Origin of the sequence: Edaphosphingomonas haloaromaticamans (assembly GCF_001853345.1) — a bacterium.
In the GTDB taxonomy this organism is placed as follows: Bacteria; Pseudomonadota; Alphaproteobacteria; order Sphingomonadales; family Sphingomonadaceae; genus Sphingomonas_E; species Sphingomonas_E fennica.
Genome location: NZ_MIPT01000001.1, coordinates 2,883,297 through 2,904,167, shown reverse-complemented (window position 1 = coordinate 2,904,167; position 20,871 = coordinate 2,883,297). Strand labels below are relative to the sequence as shown.

25 protein-coding genes are annotated in these 20,871 nt (G+C 68.8%); 11 read left to right on the top strand and 14 right to left on the bottom strand.

Features of this window, described 5'->3' with window-relative positions:
* A complete protein-coding gene (locus tag BHE75_RS13360; RefSeq protein WP_070934172.1) occupies positions 1-606 on the bottom strand; it encodes a UdgX family uracil-DNA binding protein in 606 nt (201 codons plus the stop codon).
* 158 nt (positions 607-764) lie between these two features.
* Here BHE75_RS13360 and secG point away from each other — a divergent pair, with 158 nt between their 5' ends.
* On the top strand, positions 765-1,133 hold the full coding sequence (secG, locus tag BHE75_RS13355; RefSeq protein WP_015457265.1) for a preprotein translocase subunit SecG: 369 nt from the start codon (positions 765-767) through the stop codon (positions 1,131-1,133).
* Between the two features lie 140 nt (positions 1,134-1,273).
* Positions 1,274-2,908, top strand: coding sequence for a CTP synthase (locus BHE75_RS13350; RefSeq protein WP_015457264.1), 1,635 nt, complete (start codon positions 1,274-1,276; stop codon positions 2,906-2,908).
* 45 nt (positions 2,909-2,953) lie between these two features.
* Here the strand turns inward: BHE75_RS13350 and BHE75_RS13345 are convergent, their stop codons facing one another.
* The gene (locus tag BHE75_RS13345) at positions 2,954-3,760 is read right to left on the bottom strand and encodes a transporter (RefSeq protein WP_070934171.1); all 807 of its coding nucleotides are present in this window, start codon (positions 3,758-3,760) and stop codon (positions 2,954-2,956) included.
* Positions 3,761-3,794: 34 nt separating this feature from the next.
* Entirely contained in the window at positions 3,795-4,460 is a 666-nt protein-coding gene (locus tag BHE75_RS13340) for a DNA-3-methyladenine glycosylase family protein (RefSeq protein ID WP_070935874.1), read from the bottom strand.
* Between the two features lie 83 nt (positions 4,461-4,543).
* Between BHE75_RS13340 and BHE75_RS13335 the strand changes: the two genes are divergently transcribed.
* The 4 genes from BHE75_RS13335 (at position 4,544) to BHE75_RS13320 (ending at position 6,550) form a co-directional block, all read left to right on the top strand.
* Positions 4,544-4,861: a 2Fe-2S iron-sulfur cluster-binding protein gene (locus tag BHE75_RS13335; RefSeq protein ID WP_070934170.1), complete on the top strand. Its 318-nt coding sequence runs from the start codon at positions 4,544-4,546 to the stop codon at positions 4,859-4,861.
* 4 nt (positions 4,862-4,865) lie between these two features.
* Positions 4,866-5,147 (top strand): ETC complex I subunit, encoded by a 282-nt coding sequence (locus tag BHE75_RS13330; protein ID WP_015457260.1) that lies wholly within the window; start codon positions 4,866-4,868, stop codon positions 5,145-5,147.
* A 278-nt stretch (positions 5,148-5,425) separates the two neighbouring features.
* Positions 5,426-5,977 carry a superoxide dismutase family protein gene (locus tag BHE75_RS13325; RefSeq protein WP_015457259.1) on the top strand — a complete coding sequence of 184 codons (552 nt, stop codon included), beginning with the start codon at positions 5,426-5,428 and terminating at the stop codon, positions 5,975-5,977.
* 93 nt (positions 5,978-6,070) lie between these two features.
* Positions 6,071-6,550, top strand: coding sequence for a low molecular weight protein-tyrosine-phosphatase (locus tag BHE75_RS13320; protein WP_070934169.1), 480 nt, complete (start codon positions 6,071-6,073; stop codon positions 6,548-6,550).
* 19 nt (positions 6,551-6,569) lie between these two features.
* On the opposite strand, the gene thpR is transcribed toward BHE75_RS13320, so the two are convergent.
* On the bottom strand, positions 6,570-7,103 hold the full coding sequence (thpR, locus tag BHE75_RS13315) for an RNA 2',3'-cyclic phosphodiesterase (protein WP_015457257.1): 534 nt from the start codon (positions 7,101-7,103) through the stop codon (positions 6,570-6,572).
* 113 nt (positions 7,104-7,216) lie between these two features.
* Between thpR and BHE75_RS13310 the strand changes: the two genes are divergently transcribed.
* The gene (locus BHE75_RS13310; protein WP_070935872.1) at positions 7,217-7,948 is read left to right on the top strand and encodes a Bax inhibitor-1/YccA family protein; all 732 of its coding nucleotides are present in this window, start codon (positions 7,217-7,219) and stop codon (positions 7,946-7,948) included.
* 79 nt (positions 7,949-8,027) lie between these two features.
* Here the strand turns inward: BHE75_RS13310 and BHE75_RS13305 are convergent, their stop codons facing one another.
* From BHE75_RS13305 to BHE75_RS13295, 3 genes are all read right to left on the bottom strand, one after another.
* Complete coding sequence (locus BHE75_RS13305; RefSeq protein WP_070934168.1) at positions 8,028-8,642, bottom strand: glutathione S-transferase family protein; 615 nt, start codon at positions 8,640-8,642, stop codon at positions 8,028-8,030.
* Positions 8,639-9,520, bottom strand: a complete 882-nt coding sequence (locus BHE75_RS13300) for a dienelactone hydrolase family protein (RefSeq protein ID WP_070935870.1) — start codon at positions 9,518-9,520, stop codon at positions 8,639-8,641. The genes BHE75_RS13305 and BHE75_RS13300 overlap by 4 nt, the downstream gene beginning before the upstream one ends.
* A 114-nt stretch (positions 9,521-9,634) precedes the next feature.
* A complete protein-coding gene (locus BHE75_RS13295; protein WP_070934167.1) occupies positions 9,635-11,683 on the bottom strand; it encodes an alpha/beta hydrolase family protein in 2,049 nt (682 codons plus the stop codon).
* 173 nt (positions 11,684-11,856) lie between these two features.
* Between BHE75_RS13295 and fsa the strand changes: the two genes are divergently transcribed.
* The 3 genes from fsa to BHE75_RS13280 all read left to right on the top strand — a co-directional run bounded on the left by fsa (position 11,857) and on the right by BHE75_RS13280 (position 14,046).
* Entirely contained in the window at positions 11,857-12,510 is a 654-nt protein-coding gene (fsa, locus tag BHE75_RS13290) for a fructose-6-phosphate aldolase (RefSeq protein ID WP_015457252.1), read from the top strand.
* An 82-nt stretch (positions 12,511-12,592) separates the two neighbouring features.
* Positions 12,593-13,150 (top strand): DUF484 family protein, encoded by a 558-nt coding sequence (locus tag BHE75_RS13285; protein WP_015457251.1) that lies wholly within the window; start codon positions 12,593-12,595, stop codon positions 13,148-13,150.
* Between the two features lie 23 nt (positions 13,151-13,173).
* Positions 13,174-14,046, top strand: coding sequence for a tyrosine recombinase XerC (locus BHE75_RS13280; RefSeq protein ID WP_070934166.1), 873 nt, complete (start codon positions 13,174-13,176; stop codon positions 14,044-14,046).
* Positions 14,047-14,056: 10 nt separating this feature from the next.
* Here the strand turns inward: BHE75_RS13280 and BHE75_RS13275 are convergent, their stop codons facing one another.
* The 4 genes from BHE75_RS13275 to rsmI are packed head-to-tail and all read right to left on the bottom strand — an operon-like array spanning position 14,057 to position 16,866.
* The gene (locus BHE75_RS13275) at positions 14,057-14,656 is read right to left on the bottom strand and encodes a DedA family protein (RefSeq protein ID WP_015457249.1); all 600 of its coding nucleotides are present in this window, start codon (positions 14,654-14,656) and stop codon (positions 14,057-14,059) included.
* Positions 14,649-15,614 carry a glutathione synthase gene (gene gshB, locus BHE75_RS13270; protein WP_015457248.1) on the bottom strand — a complete coding sequence of 322 codons (966 nt, stop codon included), beginning with the start codon at positions 15,612-15,614 and terminating at the stop codon, positions 14,649-14,651. Before gshB ends, BHE75_RS13275 begins: the two co-directional genes overlap by 8 nt.
* A gap of 53 nt (positions 15,615-15,667) precedes the next feature.
* Positions 15,668-16,018 carry a YraN family protein gene (locus BHE75_RS13265; RefSeq protein ID WP_015457247.1) on the bottom strand — a complete coding sequence of 117 codons (351 nt, stop codon included), beginning with the start codon at positions 16,016-16,018 and terminating at the stop codon, positions 15,668-15,670.
* Entirely contained in the window at positions 16,015-16,866 is an 852-nt protein-coding gene (rsmI, locus tag BHE75_RS13260) for a 16S rRNA (cytidine(1402)-2'-O)-methyltransferase (RefSeq protein ID WP_070934165.1), read from the bottom strand. The genes BHE75_RS13265 and rsmI overlap by 4 nt, the downstream gene beginning before the upstream one ends.
* Positions 16,867-16,877: 11 nt before the next feature.
* On the opposite strand from rsmI, the gene BHE75_RS13255 reads away from it, so the two are divergent.
* On the top strand, positions 16,878-18,071 hold the full coding sequence (locus tag BHE75_RS13255; protein WP_070934164.1) for a penicillin-binding protein activator: 1,194 nt from the start codon (positions 16,878-16,880) through the stop codon (positions 18,069-18,071).
* Positions 18,072-18,099: 28 nt separating this feature from the next.
* On the opposite strand, the gene hemW is transcribed toward BHE75_RS13255, so the two are convergent.
* The 3 genes from hemW to rph form a co-directional block, all read right to left on the bottom strand.
* Positions 18,100-19,233: a radical SAM family heme chaperone HemW gene (gene hemW / locus BHE75_RS13250; protein WP_084653509.1), complete on the bottom strand. Its 1,134-nt coding sequence runs from the start codon at positions 19,231-19,233 to the stop codon at positions 18,100-18,102.
* Positions 19,234-19,400: 167 nt separating this feature from the next.
* Positions 19,401-20,012, bottom strand: a complete 612-nt coding sequence (rdgB, locus tag BHE75_RS13245) for an RdgB/HAM1 family non-canonical purine NTP pyrophosphatase (protein ID WP_070934163.1) — start codon at positions 20,010-20,012, stop codon at positions 19,401-19,403.
* The gene (gene rph, locus BHE75_RS13240) at positions 20,009-20,725 is read right to left on the bottom strand and encodes a ribonuclease PH (RefSeq protein WP_070934162.1); all 717 of its coding nucleotides are present in this window, start codon (positions 20,723-20,725) and stop codon (positions 20,009-20,011) included. Before rph ends, rdgB begins: the two co-directional genes overlap by 4 nt.
* Positions 20,726-20,871: the final 146 nt, after the last annotated feature.

Below are 20,871 nucleotides of genomic sequence, written 5' to 3'. Positions count from 1 at the left end.
TCACCCTTCCGCCAGCGTCAGCGCGGCGCCCAGATCGGCCACGAACCTTTCATATTCGGCGCGCGCATCGGCCTTGTCGGCGATCCGCAGCAGGAAGCTCGGATGGATCGTCACCCGGCCGAGGCCGCCGTCCGCCAGTTCGATCGTCCGGCCGCGCGTGCCGCCGATCGTTACTACCTTGCCGATCAGCGCGCGGGCGGCCGTGGCCCCCAGCGCCAGCGTGACGCGGGGGCGGACCAGCGCCCGTTCGCGATCGAGCCACCAGCGGCAGGCCGCGATCNCGCCCCCGTCCGGCTTCTGGTGCAGCCGCCGCTTGCCGCGCGGCACGAACTTGAAATGCTTGACCGCGTTGGAAAGGTAGACGCGGTCCCGGTCGATGCCGGCTTCCGCCAGCGCGCGATCCAGCATCCGCCCCGCCGGGCCGACGAAGGGGCGGCCCTGCCGATCCTCCTGATCGCCCGGCTGCTCGCCCACCAGCATCAGCGCGGCATCGGCCGGGCCTTCGCCGAACACCGTCTGCGTGGCGTTGCGCCAGAGGTCGCAGCGGCGGCAGCCGGCCGCCGCCTCGCGCAGGCTTCGCCATTCCTTTTCGGGCCGATCGGCCATGCCCTTTCCCGTGCTTCCAGGGGCGTTCCATGCATCCAACGCGGGGCGGGGCGCTATTCTCCCCCATCGGCGCGGTTGAACCCGGCGGGTTGAATCTGTAGAGGCGACGTCCATATCCGGCCGCGAAGCCGCAAGCCTTGCCGAAAGATCGATCGCCGATGCTGTTCACCTTCCTTCTCGTTGTCCACGCGATCATCGCGGCGGCGCTCGTCACCGTGATCCTGATGCAGCGTTCGGAAGGCGGCGGCCTGGGCGTCGGCGGCAGCCCCACCGGGCTGATGAGCGCGCGCGGCGCGGCCGATTTCCTCACGCGGGCGACGACGATCCTCGCCACCTTGTTCATCGTCATGTCGATCGGCCTGGCCGCGATGGCGACGATGCAGCGCGCCCCGCGCGAGATCGATCAGTCGCTCGCCCGCCAGCCCGCGCCGCAGGGCGAGGCTCCGGCCGCCGCTCCCACGGCGCCGGCGGTGCCCGCCAATGACGCGGCGGCGCCCGCCAACAGCGCGGTTCCGCTCGCGCAATGATCCCGGCGCCCGGATGACCGGGCGTCCGTCCATCGCATAACCGGCCTTCACGCGTCGGCGGCTTCGCTGGCGCGCTCGGTCGTTTTTTTGGAGTTCCTGCCTTGCTCCCTACCTCCACTCGCGGCTAAGCCATTTCTCCCATGGCGCGGTACATATTCATCACCGGCGGCGTGGTCTCCTCGCTCGGCAAGGGTCTCATGGCGGCAAGTCTTGCTGCCCTCCTGCAGGCGCGTGGCTATCGGGTCCGCATTCGGAAATTCGATCCCTATCTCAACGTCGATCCGGGCACGATGAGCCCGTATCAGCACGGCGAGGTCTACGTGACGGACGACGGGGCCGAGACGGACCTCGATCTCGGCCATTATGAACGCTTTACCGGCGTTCCTTCCCGCCAGTCCGACAATATCACCACGGGTCGGATCTATCAGAACATCATCGCCAAGGAACGGCGCGGCGACTATCTGGGCGCCACCGTCCAGGTGATCCCGCACGTGACGGACGCGATCAAGGAATTCGCCCGCGCGGAGACGGACGACCTGGATTTCGTGCTGTGCGAGATCGGCGGCACGGTGGGCGACATCGAATCGCTGCCCTTCATGGAGGCGATCCGCCAGCTCCGGAACGATCTGGGCCGGGGCAATTCGGTGTTCGTGCACCTGACGCTGGTGCCCTATATCGCGGCGGCGGGCGAGCTGAAGACCAAGCCGACCCAGCATTCGGTGCGCGACCTCACTTCGCTGGGCATCCAGCCCGACGTGCTGGTCTGCCGTTCGGATCGGCCGCTGCCCGCCAGCGAGCGCGCCAAGATCGCCCTGTTCTGCAACGTGCCGGCCGATGCGGTGATCCCCGCGCTCGATGCCAGCACCATCTACGGCGTGCCGCTGCAATATCATGCCGAGGGGCTGGACCGCGCGGTGCTGGCCGCCTTCGGCATCGAGGCGGCGGGATCGCCCGATCTTTCGCGCTGGGACGATATCGTCGACCGCATCGTCAACCCGGAAGGGGAGGTGACGATCGGCGTCGTCGGCAAATATACCGGCCTGCTCGACGCCTATAAGTCGCTGCACGAGGCGCTCGTCCACGGCGGCATCGCCAACCGGGTCAAGGTGAACATCCGCTGGATCGATTCGGAGCTGTTCGAGGCGCCGGAATCGGACATCGCCGCCAGCCTGGAACCGTGCCACGCCATCCTCGTGCCCGGCGGCTTCGGCGAGCGCGGATCGGAAGGCAAGATTTCCGCCGTCCGCTTCGCCCGCGAACGCAACGTGCCCTTCTTCGGCATTTGCCTGGGCATGCAGATGGCCTGCATCGAAGGCGCGCGGAACCTGGTGGGCATCGCCGATGCCTCCACCACGGAATTCGGGCCTACCGAGAATCCGGTCGTCGGCCTCATCACCGAATGGAAATCGGCGCGCGGCATGGAAGTGCGCACGGCCGACGGCGATCTGGGCGGCACGATGCGGCTGGGCGCCTATCCGGCGCGGCTTTCCGGCAACAGCCGGGTCGCCTCGATCTACAATGCCACCGACATTTCGGAACGGCATCGCCATCGCTACGAAGTGAACATCAACTATCGCGAGCCGCTGGAAGCCAAGGGGCTGATCTTCTCCGGCATGTCGCCCGACGGCGCCCTGCCCGAGATCGTCGAGCGGCCCGACCATCCCTGGTTCATCGGCGTGCAGTTCCACCCGGAACTGAAGTCCAAGCCGTTCGATCCGCACCCGCTGTTTGCCAGCTTCGTGGCGGCGGCGCTGGAGCAGAGCCGGCTCGTCTGACGCCGGGCGCGGGGGCCGGCCGGAAAGGACGGTTCCCGCGCTTTCTTAAAAACGCCGGGTAATTCCCAGATAAAGCTCGATATCCGGCGTCGCGTGGTTCAGCCCCGCATTGGCGCCGGCATCGAACTGCATATCCTCGCCCGATTGCAGGGCGAAGGAGAGGCCCGCCAGCAGCTGCGTCGAATGGCCGGCGGGATCGCGATCGCGATAGGCGGCCATCTCGATCGTTGCCGAAACCGCCTCGCTCATCGCCACGCCCAGGCCGGCGGCGGTGCCGTAGGAAAGGTGGCGGCCGTCGCGGTCCTCGTCCACGGCGGCGTCGATTTCCGGCGTCAGCGCGATCTGGAAACGATCGGAAAGATCGTANCTGAGCGGCACCAGGAGGCCCGCGCCCCAATCGCCTGCGCCGATGGCATGGCCGCCGGCCGGCAGCGTCGCATAAGGCTGCACCGCGACCGCGAAGCCGCCGCCGTCCGGCCGGGCGAGGTTGCGGCGGACGGCCAGGGTGACGTCGCCGACCCCCGAAGCCTTGTCCACCGCGCCGGTCGCCCTGTCGCGCGTGCGGACGTGGCCGAAGGCCGTCCAGCCCAGTTGCGCCTCGATATGTTCGCCAAGGCCCACGCGCAGCAGGAAATCGCCCGCGCTTACGGTATCGGTGCGGCTGTCCGCCTGGCGATCCATCGTCCAGTCGCCGATCCCGGCCTCGATCTGCACCCGGCCCGGATCGAGCGTGCAGGCCGGGGTGCCGATTCCCGGCCGGTCGGGGCAGAGATCGCGGCCTTCCCCGGCGACGGCGGGGCCGGCGGCGATCGCCCCGAGCAGCAGGGCGGCCAAAGCGGGGCGGTGGATCATGCGGGGGGCCTGTTTCCGGTTGGGTGTCACCCCATCAAAGAGGAAGCTTGTCGGCGGTGGCGGCCGACGCGGTCTTTCGGGCGGCCTTCGCGGCCTCGCCATAGCTGTGCCAGGTGAAGATCGCCGCCGCGCCGCGATGCGGCCGCCATTTTTCCGCGATCTCGCGCGTCAGCTTTTCCGAAGGGCGATCGGCGAGGCCCATCAGCCTTCCCACCTCGATCTGGACGGCAAGATCGCCCGCCGGCCACATGTCCGTCCGCCCTTCCGCGAACAGCAGATAGATCTCGGCGGACCAGCGGCCGATGCCCTTGATGTCGACCAGCTGGGCGATCGCCTCCTCATCATCGTCGGGCAGGGATTCGAGGTTCAGCCGGCCGGAGGTGACATGATCGGCAAGGCTGCGCGCATAGCCGCTTTTCTGCCGCGAAAGCCCCGCCGCGCGCAGCGTCTCGTCCGATGCCGCGGCCATCGCCGCCGGGTCCGCCGCCGATCCCAGCGCGGCCTCCAGCCGGTTCCACACGGCGTTCGCGGCATGCACGCTCACCTGCTGGCCGATGATCGTGCGCAGCAGCGTCTCATAGCCGCGCGCCCGGATGCGCAGCTCGGGATAGCCGATCTCGCCCAGCCGCACCGCGAAGGCATTTTCGAAGCCTGCCAGTGCATCCAGCCCCGCCTTCAGCTGTTCCGCCGTCAATCCCATGTCGCGTCCGCCCTTGATTTCGCTGGCTTGGACAGACATAGCCGCCCGTAAACAGGCTCGCATGAGCGAGGGGAGAAGCCATAATGCCGAAGCTGTTCGTCGTCACGCGCGAAGGGGAAGAGAAGGTCGTCGATGGCCAGGTTGGCCTGACGGTGATGGAAAATATCCGCGACAACGGCTTTGACGAGCTTCTGGCGCTGTGCGGGGGCTGCTGTTCCTGCGCGACCTGCCATGTCCATGTCGACGCGGCCGATTTCGACAAGCTCAAGCCCATGGGCGACGACGAGAACGACCTGCTCGACAGTTCCGACCATCGCGTCGCGACTTCGCGCCTGTCCTGCCAGATCCCGTTCACCGAAGAGCTGGACGGGCTGCGCGTCACCATCGCACCGGAGGATTGATCCTATGCCTGCCGCCCGCATCTACCAGCGGTCGAAGAACGCCATGCAGTCCGGCCGCGCTCGCGCCGGCCAGTGGGTGCTGGAATATGAACCGCGCGAGGCGAAGCGCCCCGATCCGCTCACCGGCTGGGCCGGATCGGGCGACACGCGCGAGCAGGTGAGGCTGGTCTTCCCGTCGCTGGACAAGGCGCGGGCCTATGCGGAGGCCGAGGGCCTTACCGCGTCGGTCGTGCCGGCCGCGCCCAAGACGCTGCGCATCCGCACCTATGCGGAGAATTTCCTTTAAGTGATCGGGCCGTGGCGGGCGCTTCGCGAGCCTCGCCCGGCCGGATGCACCGGAAACTTCCGTTCGTGTCGAGCCGGGTCGAAAGGCCCGGCCCGAGCGGGCAGGGGCGGCTGCCGGCGTCATGGGATGCCGGCGGGTGCGGCATTTCATCCGATTCCGGCGGAACAATCCCGAGATTGCAACCGCTTTTCCCACATGCCCGGTTCCCGTTCGCTGCAACCGACCTTATGGTCGAGCGTTACGCCACCGGATCGATACGGGCGAATAGGGAGAAGATGATGCGCTACCTCACGATATTGCCGCTCGCCATGGCGGGGATGCTGGGTGCCTGCGCCACCAGCGGCGCGGGCGGCGGCGCGGAGCCGCCGGCGCCGGCCGCCACCACCGCCAGCGTCGCGCTGGCCGGGCCGGACGGGGCGTCGCTGGGAAGCGCCACGCTCACCCAGCTTGACGGCGGCGTCCGCGTCGCGGTGGAGGGCCAGGGGCTGCCGCCGGGCGCCCACGGCCTGCACCTCCACATGGTGGGCCTGTGCGAGGGGCCGGGCTTCGTCAGCGCCGGCACCCATTGGAACCCCACCCACATGGTCCACGGCAAGGATGCGCAGGGTGGCCCGCATTGGGGCGACCTGCCCAACCTGATCGTCGGCACCGACGGGGCCGGCCGCGTCGAGGCGACCATTCCCGGCGCGCGGCTGACGGGCGGCGACAATCCGCTGATCGATGCGGACGGCGCGGCGCTGGTCGTCCACGCATCGCCGGACGATTATCGCACCGATCCCACCGGCAATAGCGGTGGCCGCATCGCCTGCGGGGTGGTCGTTCCCAACTGATCTTCCGTTCACGGGCGGCCCTGGGCTCCGGGCGGCTTCTCCGCGAAGCCGCTTTGGCCTAAGGCCGCCCGGTTCGTTTCCGGGAGATCGCCCTTGTCCATCGATGCTTCGTCCAGGCCCGCCGTGCTGTTCGTCTGCCTCGGCAATATCTGCCGTTCGCCGCTGGCGGAGGCCGCCTTCCGCGAGGAAGCGGCGCGGATCGGCCTGGATGCGCAGATCGATTCGGCCGGCACGGGCGACTGGCATCTCGGCCACGCGCCGGACAAGCGCGCCCAGGCGGTGGCCCGGCGCAACGGCATCGACATTTCCGGCTATCGCGCCCGCCAGGTGACGCCGGACGATTTCAGGCGGTTCAGCCATATCGTCGCGCTCGATGCCAATAACTTCGCCGATCTGCGCGCGCTGAGCCCGGCCGACGCGACGGCGGAGCTTTCGCTGCTCCTCGATCATGTGCCGGGTCGGGAAGGGCAGGCGGTGGCCGATCCCTATTATGGCGACGAGGCGGGTTTCGACATCACCTGGGCGGATGTCGTGGCCGGCGCGCGCGGGCTGGCGGACCGGCTGAAGGGCTGAGACAGGGTTTCAGCGGCTTTCAATCCAACGGGTAGCGGGCCGCGATCTCGTAAGTCGCGCCCTCGCTGCCCAGCCGGCTTTCGTAGAGGCAGAAATTGTCGATCTCCTCGGCCGGCCCGGAAAGCCCGGCGGCCTGCGACAGCATCGCTTCCACCGGCCCCGCATGCCGGCCGAAGCGGGCGATGGTGATGTGGGGCAGGAAGGCCCGCGTGTCGGGCGCGATGCCGACGCGGGTGAGTGCCTGATCCACCTTGTTGTGGAGCGCCGTCACCTCATCATGCGGGGTCACGCCCGCCCACAGGCTGTCGATCCGGTCGCGCCGGTCGAACTGGCCGAGCCCGTCCAGCGCCAGCAGGAAGCGCGGATGGTGGATCGCGCCCAGCGCCGCCGCCACGTCCTCCGCCACATGCCGGTCCACCTCGCCGATGAAACGCAGGGTCAGGTGGAGCTGTGCATCATCCTGCCAGCGCGCGCCGGCGATGCCGCCCATGATGCCGCGCAGCGCCTGCCGCATCGCGCGCGGCGGCCGGATGGCTACGAACAGCCGGTGCATGGGCTTCTCCGCAATATCATGTTACAGGTGTCTCCGTTGAAAAGGCGCGGCAATCCGCCGATATTGGCCCTGAGCGGCGCGAATTGCGACCGCGGATATGGAGTTTGATGGCGATGGCAAACTGGTCCGACCCCCGGACGACCGCAGCGGCGAGGCCGACGGCCGCCGGCACGCGCGACGCCGCGATCGACGCGGGTCTGCGCTCCTACATGCTTTCGGTCTATAATTACATGGCATCGGGCGTGCTGCTCACGGGCATCGTCGCCTATCTGTTCGCGCGTTCGGGCATGGCGGAAGCCGTGTTCTCGGGCGGGCCGCTGCGCTGGGTAATCATCCTCGCGCCGCTGGCCTTCGTGATGGTGCTGAGCTTCGGCATCAACCGGCTGTCGACCTTCGCGGCGCAGGCGCTGTTCTGGGCCTTCGCGACGGTGATGGGCCTTTCGATGTCCACGATCTTCCTGATCTATGGCGAAGTCGACATCGCCCAGGCCTTCTTCGCGACCGCGGCCGCCTTCGCCGGCCTCAGCCTCTACGGCTACACCACGAAGCGCGACCTTTCGGCCTTCGGCACCTTCCTGATCATGGGCGTCGTCGGCCTGATCGTGGCGAGCCTCATCAACCTGTTCGTGCAGTCGAGCGGGATGGCGCTGGTGATCAGCTTCCTCGGCGTGCTGATCTTCGCGGGCCTCACCGCCTATGACACGCAGAAGATCAAGAGCATGTATTTCTACGTGGCCGGCACCGACATGGTCGGCAAGACGGTCATCATGGGCGCGCTGTCGCTGTATCTCGACTTCGTGAACATGTTCACCTTCCTGCTCCAGCTCATGGGCAATCGCGACTGATCCTGGCCGCGAGGCGCATGGAAAAGGCCCGGTGGAGCGATCCGCCGGGCCTTTTTCTTGTGCGGGGGAGGGCCGAGGTTCAGGCCGCGGCGGCCGCCGCATCGTCCAGTTCGGCGGCGCGGGCATAGGCCGGGCGCGCCTGGATGCGATCGACATAGCGGCGGAAGGACGGGCGCTCCTCGATCGATTTGAACATCAGGCCGAAGGCGATCTGCGATCCGGCATAGACGTCCGCCGCCGTGAAGCTTTCCCCGCAGAAATAGGGCCGTTCGGAGAGCAGGACATCCAGCACGTCGACGACATTCTCGTAGCAGCCATAGCCCACGAAGGCGCGCTGCTCGGGCGTGGGCACCGCCTTCAGCGTCTTGTCCGTCACCGCCGCCTCGATCGGGCCGGCCGCGAAGAACAGCCAGCGATAATAATCCGCCCGCTCCGTGGTGGGCGGCGCCAGGCCGGCGGCGGGGAAGGCATCGGCCAGATAGGCGCAGATCGCCGCCGCCTCGGTGACGACGGCGCCGCCATGGCGGATCGCGGGCACCTTGCCCATCGGGTTGATCGCCAGATAATCCGGCCCCTTCATCGCGGGGCCGTAGCCGACGACCTCGGTGCGATAGGGGGCGCCGACCTCCTCCAGCATCCAGCGGACGATGCGTCCGCGCGACTGCGGGTTGGTGTAGAATATCAGCTCGCTCATCCCAGCCTCTCCTTCAGGAACCGGATCGTCCGGTCCCAGGCAAGATCGGCCGCCGCCTTGTTGTAGCGTTCGGCCGAGGTGTCGTTGTTGAAGGCGTGGAAGGTGCCTTCGTAGAAATAGGATTGCACCGGCACGCCGGCCGCCTTCAGCGCCTCGATCCAGGGCTTGGCGGTGGCGTTCACCCGCTCGTCCGTGCCGGCATAATGGAGCAGCATCGCCGCCTTCACCCTGGCGGCTTCGGCCGGATCGGGGGCGGGGCCGTAATAGGGCACGGCCGCGCCCAGCGCCGATCCCGCCGCAACGGCGATCCGGTTGGCCATGGCGCCACCCCAGCAGAAGCCGACCGCGCCGACCTTGCCGTTGCCGGCCTTGTCGGTCTTCAGCCAGCGCACCGTGGCGGCGCCATCCTGCACGGCGGCCGCGAGATCGAGCGCGCCGATCATCTCGCGCGCCTTCGCCTCGTCCGCCGGCGTGCCGCCCGCGGGCGAAAGGAAATCGGGCGCCACCGCCAGGAAGCCTTCCAGCGCCACCCGGCGCGTCACGTCGCGGATATGATCGTTGAGGCCGCGATTCTCGTGGATCACCAGCACGGCGGGCAGGGGGCCTTTGGCATTGGCGGGGCTGGCGCGGTAGCCCGTCATCGTCCGGTCAGTGCCGGTCTTCCAGCTCGCCTCGCCGGTCTTGAGCCTCTTGTCGTCGGCGGGCACGATCGCGGCGGCGGCGGGATCGGCGGCGATGGCGGCGGCCAGCGCGTTGGCGGCGGCGGCGCTCCCGGCCAGCGTGGTCAGTTCCGCCAGGAAGGCGCGGCGGTCATGATGATCGTGGGTGAAACGGTCGTAGAGCGCGATCGCGCGGGCACGGAGATCCTTGTCGGTCATCGCCTCTCCCTCCATCCCATCCGGGGCGGCATGGTGTAACCCGCCCCGGGGGATGAAGGCCAGCGCTTCCGAATGTCGGGGGGGCGGACTCGCCGAATCCCCCCGAACGCGCCCTTATTGCGGCTTGGCCCGATATTTATCGAACCAGGCGAGGATCGCCGATGCCTTGGAGGCCGATTGCGACGGGCGGGCGGCGATGCCGCCATGCGACGCTTCCGGCACCTTCACCAGCGCGGTGGGGATGCCGCGGAGCTGGAGCGCCGAATAATATTGCTCGGCCTCGCTCACCGGCGTCCGATAATCCTCGCTGCCGACGACGACGAGGGTCGGCGTCTTGACGTTGCCGACCAGCGAGAGGGGCGAGCGGTTCCAATAGGCCTGCGGGTCCTCCCACGGGAACTTGCCGAACCAATATTTGGCGAAGAAGGGCGTCATGTCCGCCGTCAGCACGAAGCTGGCCCAGTCGATCACCGGCTTCTGGGTGGCGGCCGCCTTGAACCGGTCGGTCTTGCCGACGATCCAGGCGGTCAGCACGCCGCCGCCCGATCCGCCGGTGACGAACAGATTGTCGGCATCGATCGATCCGGTGGCGATGGCGGCATCCACGGCGGCCATCAGGTCGCCATAGTCGTCGCCGGGATAGGCGTGGTGGATCAGGTTGGCGAATTCGGCGCCATAGGATGTCGATCCGCGCGGGTTGACGTAGAGCACCGCATAGCCCGCCGCCGCATAAAGCTGGTTGTCGCTGGCGAAGGCCGGGCCGTAGGCGGCGAAGGGGCCGCCATGGATTTCCAGGATCATCGGATATTTCTTCGCCGGATCGAAATCGGGCGGCGTCACCAGCCAGGCATCGATCGCGCGGCCGTCCGCCGCCTTCACCGGGATCTGGCGCACCTGGCCCAGCGCCTTGGCGCCCAGCAGCTCCTCGTTGAGCCGGGTCAGGCGCCGGCTCTTGCCGCCGGATGCGATGGAAACGTCCGCCGGACGCTGCGGATCGCCGCTGGTGAAGGCGACCGCGCCGTTGCGGGCAACGCTGAACGATCCGCCGGAATAGGGACGGTCGATCTGGCTGCTGGTCATGCCGGTGGCGACGGTGGTGAGCTTGCCGTCCAGCGTCACGCGGGCGACGCGGGTCGATCCGTGATCGTCATATTGCACGTAGAGCGAGCGGCCGTCCGCCGCCCATTCGGCATCGTCGATGCTGCGGTCCAGCGCGGTGGTGATTGCGCGCGCATTGCCGCCGTCGCGATCCATCACATAGAGGAGCGCGTTCTCGTAACCGCGATATTTGTCGTCATAGCCCAGATAGGCGATGCGCTTGCCGTCCGGCGACACCACCGGCCGCGCATCGGGGCCGAGGCGGTCGGTGAGCGCGGTCAGCTTCGCCGTCGCCACGTCCAGCGCGTAGATTTCGGGATTGTTGGGCTCGCGCTGCCAGTTCTTGCTGCGATCGGCGCTCAGCAGGATGGTCCGGCCGTCCGGCGTCCAGGACAGCGGGCCATCATGGTTGAAGGCGCCGAAGGTGAGCTGGCGCGGCGCGCCGCCATCGGCGGGAACGATGAAGACATGATCGTAGCCCGGCTTCAGATAGCCGGCGCCGTCCGCGCGATAGACGATGGAGGAGATCACCTCCAGCGGTGGCGCCCATTTGGCGCCTTCGGGCTTGGCGGGCGGCGTGCCCAGCTTCATCCCTTCGTCCGGCACGGACATGATGAAGGCGATCCGCGTTCCATCCGGCGACCAGGAAATGGCGCTCGGGCCATCGGGCAGGGTGGCGACGCGCGCGGTGGCGCCGGTATCCATCCAGCGGACGAAAAGCTGGGCAGCGCCGCCTTCGGCCGTGGAGACATAGGCGATGCGCTTGCCGTCCGGCGACCAGCGCGGCTGGCTGTGCGATCCGGTGCCGGCCACCAGCGGGGTCTGCGCGCCCGTCTTGGCATCCACCAGCCAGATCGTCGCGCGGGCGCGATCGGTCATCACGTCGTTGGACCGGCGGACATAGGCGATCATCGCGCCGTCCGGGCGGATCTGCGGATCGGTGGCGACTTCCAGCGAGAAAAGGTCGCTGCCCTGCAGCAGGCGCGACGGCCCTTCGGCGGGCGCGGAGATGGCGGGCACGGAAACGAGGGCGAGCGCCGTCGCGGCGGCCAGGCGTAAGATCATGATATTCTAGCCCCTTAAGCTGATCGCCTTGCCTCGCGCTTTTTGCGGCCGGCCGCAAGGGGGCAGGGTGGCCGCCGCCCGTGATAATGCCGATTCGTCTGATCGGGGCGGACGCGCTATAGGCGCCGCCAAGAATCACCCTTCATCTCCATTCTGCTCGGGAAAATCGCCCCATGAAGTTCTTCGTCGATACCGCCGACACCCAGGAAATCGCCGATCTCGCCGCCACCGGCCTGCTGGACGGCGTCACCACCAATCCCTCGCTGATCGCCAAGTCGGGCCGCAAGTTCCTCGAGGTGGTCGAGGAGATTTGCGGTCTGGTGGACGGCCCGGTCTCGGCCGAGGTCGTGGCGCTCGACCATGACACGATGATGAAGGAAGCGGCGATCCTGCGGAAGATCGCGCCCAACGTCTGCATCAAGGTGCCGCTGACGGTCGACGGCCTCAAGACCTGCAAGAAGCTGTCGGACGACGGCTGCATGGTCAACGTCACGCTCTGCTTCTCGGCCAACCAGGCGCTGCTGGCGGCCAAGGCGGGCGCGACCTTCATCTCGCCCTTCGTCGGCCGGCATGACGATATCGGCTTCGATGGCATGCAGCTCATCTCCGATATCCGGATCATCTACGACAATTATGATTTCGCGACCGAAATCCTCGTCGCCAGCGTCCGCCACCCGATCCACATCCTCGAAGCCGCCAAGATCGGCGCGGACGTGATGACCGCCCCGCCGGCGGTGATCCGCGCGCTGTTCAACCACCCGCTGACCGACAAGGGCATTCAGGGCTTCCTGGCCGATTGGGCCAAGACCGGCCAGACCATCGGCTAAGGTTTCTGTCGCTGCCCACAGCCCCGCAAGGCATGGTTGTGGGCAGTAGCTTTTTAACCAAGTCTCTGTAAGTTTGGCTCTCATGGGCCAGCTTCTCGATTTCGAAGGGCATGCGGTCGCGTCGCTCCGGCGGCGCGTGGCGGAGGTGGAAGAGGCCAATCAGGACCTCATCGCCTTCGCGCGCGGCCATTCGGGCGCCGTCGCCGCCATCCATCAGGCGGTGATCGATGCGCTGGAAGCCGACGGGCTCGATCATCTCATCCACGTCATCACCCAGGCCTGGCCGCACACGCTGGGCCTCGATGCGGTATCGCTCGCCTTGTTCGTCGAGGATGGGGCGATGCGCGCCGATGCGTCCGGGCTCCAGATCGTCGATCGCAGGCTGCTCGAACGCGCCGTCGGCGATGGCGAAGGGGTGGTGCTGCGCGGCGTGGAGCGGGGCCATCCGCTGTTCGGCCCGGCTTCCGATCTCATCCGTGCCGAGGCGCTGATCCGGCTGGATGGCACGCCGCCGCAGCCGTCCGGCCTGCTGGCGCTCGGCCAGCGCCGCCCGCAAGGCTTCGAGACACGGCACGGATCGGAATTGCTGCTCTTCCTTGGCCAGGCGGTTTCGCGCATGATCGGGCGGTGGTTGCCCTAAGCCTTCAGGATCATCCCGCCCGCATGCTCGCGGCCGATTGGGGAAAGCATCTCGCGCTGGATCGCCGCCGGTCGGCGCATACCGTGCGCGCTTATGTGGCGACGGCGCACCGGCTGATCGCCTTTCTGGGCCAGCATCGCGGGCAGGCGGTGGATGCGGCGCTGCTCGCGGCACTGGAACCGGCCGATCTGCGCGCCTTCCTCGCGGCGCGGCGGGGGGATGGCATCGGGAATCTCTCCGCCGCGCGGGAGCTTTCGGCCGTGCGCGGCTTCCTGCGCCATGTCGCCGGCGATGCGCCCCGCCTGCGCGGCCCCCGCGTCAAGCGCGGCGTGCCGCGTCCCGTCGCACCCGCCGATGCGGTGGCGCTGGCGGAGGAGGTGGCCGAGGATGCGNGCCAGCCCTGGATCGCGGCGCGCGATCTCGCCGTGCTGCTGCTGCTCTACGGCTCCGGCCTGCGCGTGGGCGAGGCGGTGGGCCTGACCGGGGCGGTGCTGCCGCTGGGCGATGCGATCCGCGTCACCGGCAAGCGCGGCAAGACGCGCATCGTGCCCCTGCTGCCGCGCGTGCGCGAGGCGATCGAGGATTATCTGGCGCAATCCCCGTGGGGCGCCGCGCGGGACATGCCGCTGTTCCGGGGCGCGCGGGGCGGGCCGCTTTCCGCCGATATCGTCCGCCGCGCGGTGCGGGGCGCGAGGGGGCGGCTGGGGCTTTCCGGCAGCGCGACGCCGCATGCGCTGCGCCACAGCTTCGCCACGCATCTGCTGGGGCGCGGCGTGGACCTGCGTTCGCTACAGGAATTGCTGGGCCATGCCAGCCTGTCCTCGACCCAGGTCTATACGTCCGTCGATGCAGCGCATCTGATGGACGTCTATCGCAACGCCCATCCCCGCGCCTGAAAGCCGGCCGCTATCGGCTGGGCCGCCAGGTCAGCACCCGCCAGAAATACCAGAGCACCAGCAGCACGATGATCGCGGTGGAAAGCGGCCCGATATATTCATCTACCATCGCGTAACGCTGGCCCAGCACATAGCCGGCGGAGGCGAGCAGCGACGTCCAGCCCAGCGTGCCGAGCGTGGACCAGAACAGGAAGCGGCTGAGGCTCATCTTCAGCAGGCCCGCGGGGATCGACACCAGCGACCGGATCGTCGGCAGCAGCCGGCCAAAGAAGACGAAGGCCGCGCCGTGGCTGCGAAACCATTTCTCGCCGCGCTGCACCTCGGCCCAGTCCATCGTCAGCCAGCGGCCGAAGCGATCGATCAGCGGCTTGAAGCGCTGGAGGCCGAGCGCGCGCGCCAGCAGATACCAGAAGGTGTTGCCCAGCATCGCGCCCGCCGTGCCGCAGGCGATCACGCCGGGCAGGGTCAGCGCGCCCTTGGCCGCCTGCAGCCCCGCCAGCGACATGATCACTTCCGAAGGGATGGGCGGGAACACCGTCTCCGCGAACATCAGGAAGGCGACGCCCAGATAGCCCGATTGCTCGATGAGCTCGCGGACCCAATCACCCACGGGTGACGCCCCGGGCCGCGAGCTTCGCCTCGATCGCGTCCCAGATGACGGCCGGGGTATCGGTGCCGTTGAACCGGTCGATGGCGACGATGCCGGTGGGGGAGGTGACGTTGATCTCGGTCAGGTGCCCGGCAATCACGTCGATGCCGACGAACAGCAGCCCGCGCCGCGCCAGTTCCGGCCCGATCGCGGCGCAGATCTCCTGCTCGCGCGCCGTGAGGTCGGTCGCGTCCGCGCGGCCGCCGGCGGCGAGGTTGGAGCGGATCTCCCCATCCTTGGGCAGGCGGTTGATCGCGCCGGTGGGCTTGCCGTCCACCAGCACGATGCGCTTGTCGCCCTTGGCCACGTCCGGCAGGAAGGCCTGCACCATGAACGGCTCGCGCCACACCTGCCCGAACAATTCGGTCAGCGCGGCCAGGTTGGCGTCGTTGCGGCCGACATGGAACACCGCCGATCCCGCATTGCCGTAGAGCGGCTTCACCACCACCTCGCCATGTTCGGCGTGGAAGGCGCGCGCATCCTCCAGCCGGCGGGTGATGAGGGTGGGCGGCATGAACTCGGCATAATCGAGCACGAACAGCTTTTCGGGCGCGTTGCGCACCGATTCCGGGTCGTTCACCACCAACGTCCGGTGGCGGATACGCTCCAGCAGATGGGTGGCGGTGATGTAGGCGAGGTCGAAGGGCGGGTCCTGCCGCATCAGCACCACGTCCACATCCTCGGCAAGGTCCAGCACCACCGGATCGCCGGCGGAAAAATGGTCGCCCGCCACGCGCTGCACCGTCACCGGCCGCGCGGGCGCGGTGACGCGGCCGTCGCGATAGCTGAGGTCACCCGCATTATAATGGAACAGCCGATGGCCGCGCGCCTGCGCGCCCAGCATGATCGCGAAGGTGGAATCGCCGGCGATATTGATGGTTTCGAGCGGGTCCATCTGGACCGCGACTTTAAGCGACATGGGGCTGCCTCGCGCTGGTTCGGCCGGTCAAGTAAGCGAGCGCGCGGCGAAAGTCACCCATGCCATGCATTCTCGATGTGCCGCGGCCATGCGCGGGGGCGGAGCAGGATCACGTCGATGCGGATGGCGTCGTCCGGCCGGGCGTGGCGGGGGGCGAGCATCTCCGCGGCGCGGGCCACGCGGGTCAGGCGGCGGCGGTCGATCGCCAGCGCCAGATCGGCCTCGCTGGCGCGCGTCTTCACCTCGATGAAGGCCAGCGTGCGGCCGCGCCGGGCGATCAGGTCCACCTCGCCCACCGGGGTGCGGGCGCGGGCCGCGATTATCCGCCAGCCGCGCAGCCGCAGCCACCAGGCGGCGATCAGCTCGCCGCGCCTGCCGCGCCGTTCCGCCGCCTGCCGGCTCATCCGCCGTCCTTGAGTTCCATGGCGCGGGCATAAAGCTCGCGCCGGGGAAGGCCGGTGGCCCTGGCCACCTCGCCGGCCGCCTTGGCGACGGGCAGGCGGGCCATCGCATCGATCAGCGCGGCATCGACATCGCCGGCCTCGGGCGCCGGCGCCTCGCCCGGCGGGCCGACGACGATCACGATCTCGCCCTTGGGCGGCGCATCGGCATAGCGGTCCGCCAGCGTGGATAGCGTGCCCGTCACGCATTCCTCGAAAGCCTTGCTGATCTCGCGCGCCACCGCCGCCTCGCGGTCGCCGAGCCCGTCCGCCAGCGCCGCCAGCGCCGCGCCCAGCCGGGGGCCGGATTCGTAGAGGATGAGCGTCGCGCGGACGCCCGCCACCTCGGCGATCGCATCGGCGCGCGCTTTCTCCTTCGACGGCAGGAAACCGAGGAAGAAGAAGCGGTCGGTGGGCAGCCCCGCCAGCGTCAGCGCCGCGATCGCCGCGCAGGGGCCGGGGATGGTCGTCACCATATGCCCCGCCGCCCGCGCGTCGCGCACCAGCTTGAAGCCGGGATCGGAGATCAGCGGCGTGCCGGCGTCGGACACCAGCGCGATCGCCTCGCTGCCCATCCGGTCGATCAGGCCGGGGCGCACCTGATCGGCATTATGATCGTGATAGGGCGTCATCGGCCGCTTCGTGCCGATGCGCTGGAGCAGCTTCGCGGTGACGCGGCTGTCCTCCACCGCGATCAGATCGGCCCGCGCCAGCACCGATGCGGCGCGGGGGGAGAGATCGGATAAGTTGCCGATGGGCGTGGCGACGATGTAGAGGCCGGGTGTCAGGGCCTCGTCAGGGGGCTGTTGCATGGGATGATGTCATGGCAGAGGCCGGGTCGAGGTCGCAACCACGCCGAAATTTTCTTCGTCTGGCGGGAATGGGCCTCGCGCTGTTCCTGGCGGGGTGCCAGGCCATGGTGCCCAAGACGACGCCGCCCGCCACGCCGGCCCCTCCCAAGGAGGAAACCCGCCCCGTCGGCCCCGGCCTGCCCACCGATCAGGAACGGCATCGCGTGGCGCTGCTGGTGCCGATGACGGGGCCGAACGCCGCCGTCGGCCAGTCGATCGCCAATGCCGCGAACCTCGCGCTGCTCGATACCGGCGGGGCGAAGGTGCGCATCACCACCTATGATACCGCCACCGGGGCGGCCGTCGCCGCGCAGAAGGCACTGGCCGATGGCAACCGCCTGTTCCTGGGGCCGTTGCTTGCCGATGACGTGCGGGCGATTTCCGCCCCTGCGCGCGCGGCCGGCGTGCCGGTCATCAGCTTTTCCAACGACGCCACCGTCGCGGGCAACGGCGTCTACCTCATGGGATTTTCGCCGGCCCAGTCGATCGATCGCGCCGTCCGCTTCGCGCGGACCAAGGGGATCAGCAAGTTCGCCGGCCTGATGCCCACCGGGCTTTACGGCCGCAATGCCTCCAACGCGCTGATCCATGCGGCGGAAGGGGCGGGCGGCAGCGTGGTTTCGCTGCAGACCTTCGATCGCAGCCCCAAATCGCTTTCGGCCGCGATCGCCAAGCTCGGCCAGTCGGGCGACTATGAAGCCGTGCTGATCGCCGATGGCGGCCGCATCGCCATCCAGGCGGTGCCGCTGATCCGCAAGGCGGGATCGGGCGGGGCGGAAGCCCAGGTGATCGGCACGGAATTGTGGGCGACCGAAAGCACCCTCACCGCCAATCCGGCGATGAGCGGCGCCTGGTTCGCCAGCGTGCAGGAGAATATGTATCGCCAGCTCGCCACCAAATATCGCACCCGCTTCGGCAAGCCGCCCTACCGGCTGGCGAGCCTGGGCTATGATGCGGTGCTGCTCACCGTCCGCATCGCCGGGCAGTGGAAGGTGGGGGATCGTTTCCCGGTGAAGGCGCTGGCCGACAAGGACGGCTTTGCCGGCGTCGACGGCGCCTTCCGCTTCGGCGCGGACGGCATCGCCCAGCGCGCGCTGGCGGTGCACCAGATCGGCAGCGGCGGCATCACCACCGTTTCCCCGGCGCCGCGCAGCTTCGCGGAATAAGCCTCGAGGATTGGGGCGGCGGCCGGGTTCAGCCCGCCGCCACCACCTCGCCCAGGATCGCATCCAGCAGGGGCATGCCCTGGGGCGTTACCGTCAGGCGCTGCGCATGGCGGCGGATGAAGCCCAGCTTCGCCAGCCGTCCGATCGCGGCCTCGTCCACCAGCGCGTCCGCACCCAGCCCGCTCCGCCGGGCGATGCGGTCGAGGTCCACGCCCTCGGCCAGCCGCAGCCCCATCAGCAGCGCCTCCATCGCGCGGTCGGCGGCGGGAAGCGCCTCCTCGCTCTCGATGCCGTGGCCGTTGCGGGCGACCGCCGCCAGCCAGTTTTCCGGCTTCTTGCGGCGGAAGGTGGCATGGCCATCCCGCCGCCCGTGCGCCCCGGGGCCGACGCCGAGATAGTCGCCATAGCGCCAGTAGGTCAGATTATGCCGGCTTTCCTGCCCCGGCCGGGCATGGTTGGAAATCTCATAGGCCGGGATGCCCGCCGCCGCGGTAACGTCGCGCGTAAGCTCGAACAGGGTGGCGCCGTGATCGGGATCGGCCGGCTCCAGCTCGCCCTTCTCCACCAAGGTGGCGAAGCGCGTGCCCGGTTCGATGGTGAGCTGGTAGAGCGACAGATGGCCGGTGCCGAAGCCGATGGCGCGGGCCAGCTCGGCCTCCCATGCCGCCTCGCTCTGGCCGGGCAGGGCGTAGATCAGATCGAAGCTGACCCGCCCGAAATGGCGCTGCGCCGTCTCCAGCGCCGCCAGCCCCTCATCCACGCCATGCGCGCGGCCCAGGAAATGGAGCATGCGATCGTCCAGCGATTGCAGGCCCAGCGATACGCGATTCACACCCGCCGCCGCCAGCCCCGCGAAGCGCGCCGCCTCGACCGAGGAGGGGTTGGCCTCCAGCGTGATCTCCGCATCATCGGCCAGCCCCCAATGCCCCTCGGCCGCCGCGATCACCGCCGCCACGGTTTCGGGGTGCATCAGCGATGGGGTGCCGCCGCCGAAGAAGATGGAGGTGATCGGCCGGCCTGGCGCGACCGCCGCTTCATGCGCGAGATCGGCGATCAGCGCGTCCCGCCACGCCGCCTCGTCGATTTCGGCGCGGACATGGCTGTTGAAATCGCAATAAGGGCATTTGGAGACGCAGAACGGCCAATGGACGTAGAGGGCCAGCGGTTCTTCTCCCTCTCCCTTTGGGGAGAGGGCAAGGGAGAGGGGGGAGCCTTCGGACCGGCTCGATGCCGGTTCGAAGGCTGCGGGCGTGGGACGCTCGCTGGCGCTCGCGCGCCCTCTCCCAACCCTCTCCCCGGGGGGAGAGGGCTTTTTGGGATTCGTCACCGTCAAAGCACCGCCGCGACCAGCTTGCGGAAAGCATCCGCGCGATGGCTCATCGCATGCTTGGCGGCCGGGTCCATCTCGCCGAAGGTGACGTCATGGTGCCAGGGCTGGAACATGGGATCATAACCGAATCCCTTGTCCCCGCGCGGCGGCCAGACGAGCGTGCCGTCCACCCGCCCCTCGAAGCTTTCGATATGGCCGTCGGGCCAGCAGATCGAAAGCGCGCAGATGAAATGGGCATCGCGGCCGACATCGGGGCCGAGCTTGCCGAGATTGTCCTCGACCAGTTGCATCGCCAGCCCGAAATCCTTGGTCTCCCCCGCCCAGCGCGCGGAGAAGATGCCCGGCTCGCCGCCCAGCGCTTCCACGCACAGCCCCGAATCGTCGGCCAGCGCGGGCAGGCCGGAAAGATCGGCGGCCGCGCGCGCCTTCAATTCGGCATTGGCGATGAAGGTGGTGCCCGTCTCGTCCGGTTCCGGCAGGCCCAGCGATCCGGCCGAGACCGGTTCGATGCCGAAGGGGGCGAGCAGCTCGCGAATCTCGCGCACCTTGCCCTCATTATGGCTGGCGATCACCAGCCGGCCGGGGGCAAGCTTGCGGTGATGCGCGGTCACCGCGCCACCGCCCGGCGCTGGGCCGCGAATATCTCGCCACAGCCGATGCGGGCGAGGCGCAGCAGGCGGAGCAGCGCTTCCTCGTCATAGGTGGCGCCTTCGGCGGTCGCCTGCGCCTCGGCGATGTTGCCATTGTCCAGCAACACGAAATTGGCGTCGGCATGGGCATTCGAATCCTCGATATAATCGAGGTCGAGCACCGGCGTGCCTTCGTAGATGCCGCAGGAGATCGCCGCGACCTGAGCGGTGATCGGGTCCTCCGTCAGCAGGCCCTGCTTCATCAGGCTGTCCGCCGCGAGGCGGAGCGCCACCCAGGCGCCGGAGATGGAAGCGGTGCGCGTGCCGCCGTCTGCCTGGATCACGTCGCAATCGAGCGTGATCTGGCGTTCGCCGAGCTTGGTGAGATCGACCACTGCGCGCAAGGAGCGGCCGATAAGGCGCTGGATTTCCTGGGTGCGGCCCGATTGCTTGCCCTTGGCGGCCTCACGACTGCCGCGCGTGTGGGTGGCGCGGGGCAGCATGCCATATTCGGCCGTCACCCAGCCCTGGCCCTTGCCGCGCAGGAAGGGGGGCACGCGCTCCTCGATCGATGCGGTGACGAGCACCTTGGTGTCGCCGAAGCCGATCAGCACGGAACCTTCGGCATGGCGGGTATAGCCGGTCTCGATCGAGATCGGACGCATCTGGTCGGGCGCGCGGCCGGAGGGGCGCATGGGCATTCCTTCGCTGGTGAACTCAAGCCAGCGCGTCTAGCCCCCCGCGCGCCGGGAGGCCAGAGCGAAGGTGGGTGGGGCAGGGCGCAGCGGATCCGCACCTTCCTTCGCCCGTACCGGCAAAGGCCAGCATCCATCGCCGTTCC

What these genes read in the sequence shown, in the direction of transcription:
- secG (WP_015457265.1), top strand. Translation starts at nt 765, where the DNA reads ATGCTGTTCACCTTCCTTCTCGTTGTCCACGCGATCATCGCGGCGGCG.
- BHE75_RS13350 (WP_015457264.1), top strand. Translation starts at nt 1,274, where the DNA reads ATGGCGCGGTACATATTCATCACCGGCGGCGTGGTCTCCTCGCTCGGC.
- BHE75_RS13340 (WP_070935874.1), bottom strand. Translation starts at nt 4,460, where the DNA reads ATGGGATTGACGGCGGAACAGCTGAAGGCGGGGCTGGATGCACTGGCA.
- BHE75_RS13335 (WP_070934170.1), top strand. Translation starts at nt 4,544, where the DNA reads ATGCCGAAGCTGTTCGTCGTCACGCGCGAAGGGGAAGAGAAGGTCGTC.
- BHE75_RS13330 (WP_015457260.1), top strand. Translation starts at nt 4,866, where the DNA reads ATGCCTGCCGCCCGCATCTACCAGCGGTCGAAGAACGCCATGCAGTCC.
- BHE75_RS13325 (WP_015457259.1), top strand. Translation starts at nt 5,426, where the DNA reads ATGCGCTACCTCACGATATTGCCGCTCGCCATGGCGGGGATGCTGGGT.
- thpR (WP_015457257.1), bottom strand. Translation starts at nt 7,103, where the DNA reads ATGCACCGGCTGTTCGTAGCCATCCGGCCGCCGCGCGCGATGCGGCAG.
- BHE75_RS13310 (WP_070935872.1), top strand. Translation starts at nt 7,217, where the DNA reads ATGGCAAACTGGTCCGACCCCCGGACGACCGCAGCGGCGAGGCCGACG.
- BHE75_RS13305 (WP_070934168.1), bottom strand. Translation starts at nt 8,642, where the DNA reads ATGAGCGAGCTGATATTCTACACCAACCCGCAGTCGCGCGGACGCATC.
- BHE75_RS13300 (WP_070935870.1), bottom strand. Translation starts at nt 9,520, where the DNA reads ATGACCGACAAGGATCTCCGTGCCCGCGCGATCGCGCTCTACGACCGT.
- BHE75_RS13295 (WP_070934167.1), bottom strand. Translation starts at nt 11,683, where the DNA reads ATGATCTTACGCCTGGCCGCCGCGACGGCGCTCGCCCTCGTTTCCGTG.
- fsa (WP_015457252.1), top strand. Translation starts at nt 11,857, where the DNA reads ATGAAGTTCTTCGTCGATACCGCCGACACCCAGGAAATCGCCGATCTC.
- BHE75_RS13285 (WP_015457251.1), top strand. Translation starts at nt 12,593, where the DNA reads ATGGGCCAGCTTCTCGATTTCGAAGGGCATGCGGTCGCGTCGCTCCGG.
- gshB (WP_015457248.1), bottom strand. Translation starts at nt 15,614, where the DNA reads ATGTCGCTTAAAGTCGCGGTCCAGATGGACCCGCTCGAAACCATCAAT.
- BHE75_RS13265 (WP_015457247.1), bottom strand. Translation starts at nt 16,018, where the DNA reads ATGAGCCGGCAGGCGGCGGAACGGCGCGGCAGGCGCGGCGAGCTGATC.
- rsmI (WP_070934165.1), bottom strand. Translation starts at nt 16,866, where the DNA reads ATGCAACAGCCCCCTGACGAGGCCCTGACACCCGGCCTCTACATCGTC.
- BHE75_RS13255 (WP_070934164.1), top strand. Translation starts at nt 16,878, where the DNA reads ATGGCAGAGGCCGGGTCGAGGTCGCAACCACGCCGAAATTTTCTTCGT.
- rph (WP_070934162.1), bottom strand. Translation starts at nt 20,725, where the DNA reads ATGCGCCCCTCCGGCCGCGCGCCCGACCAGATGCGTCCGATCTCGATC.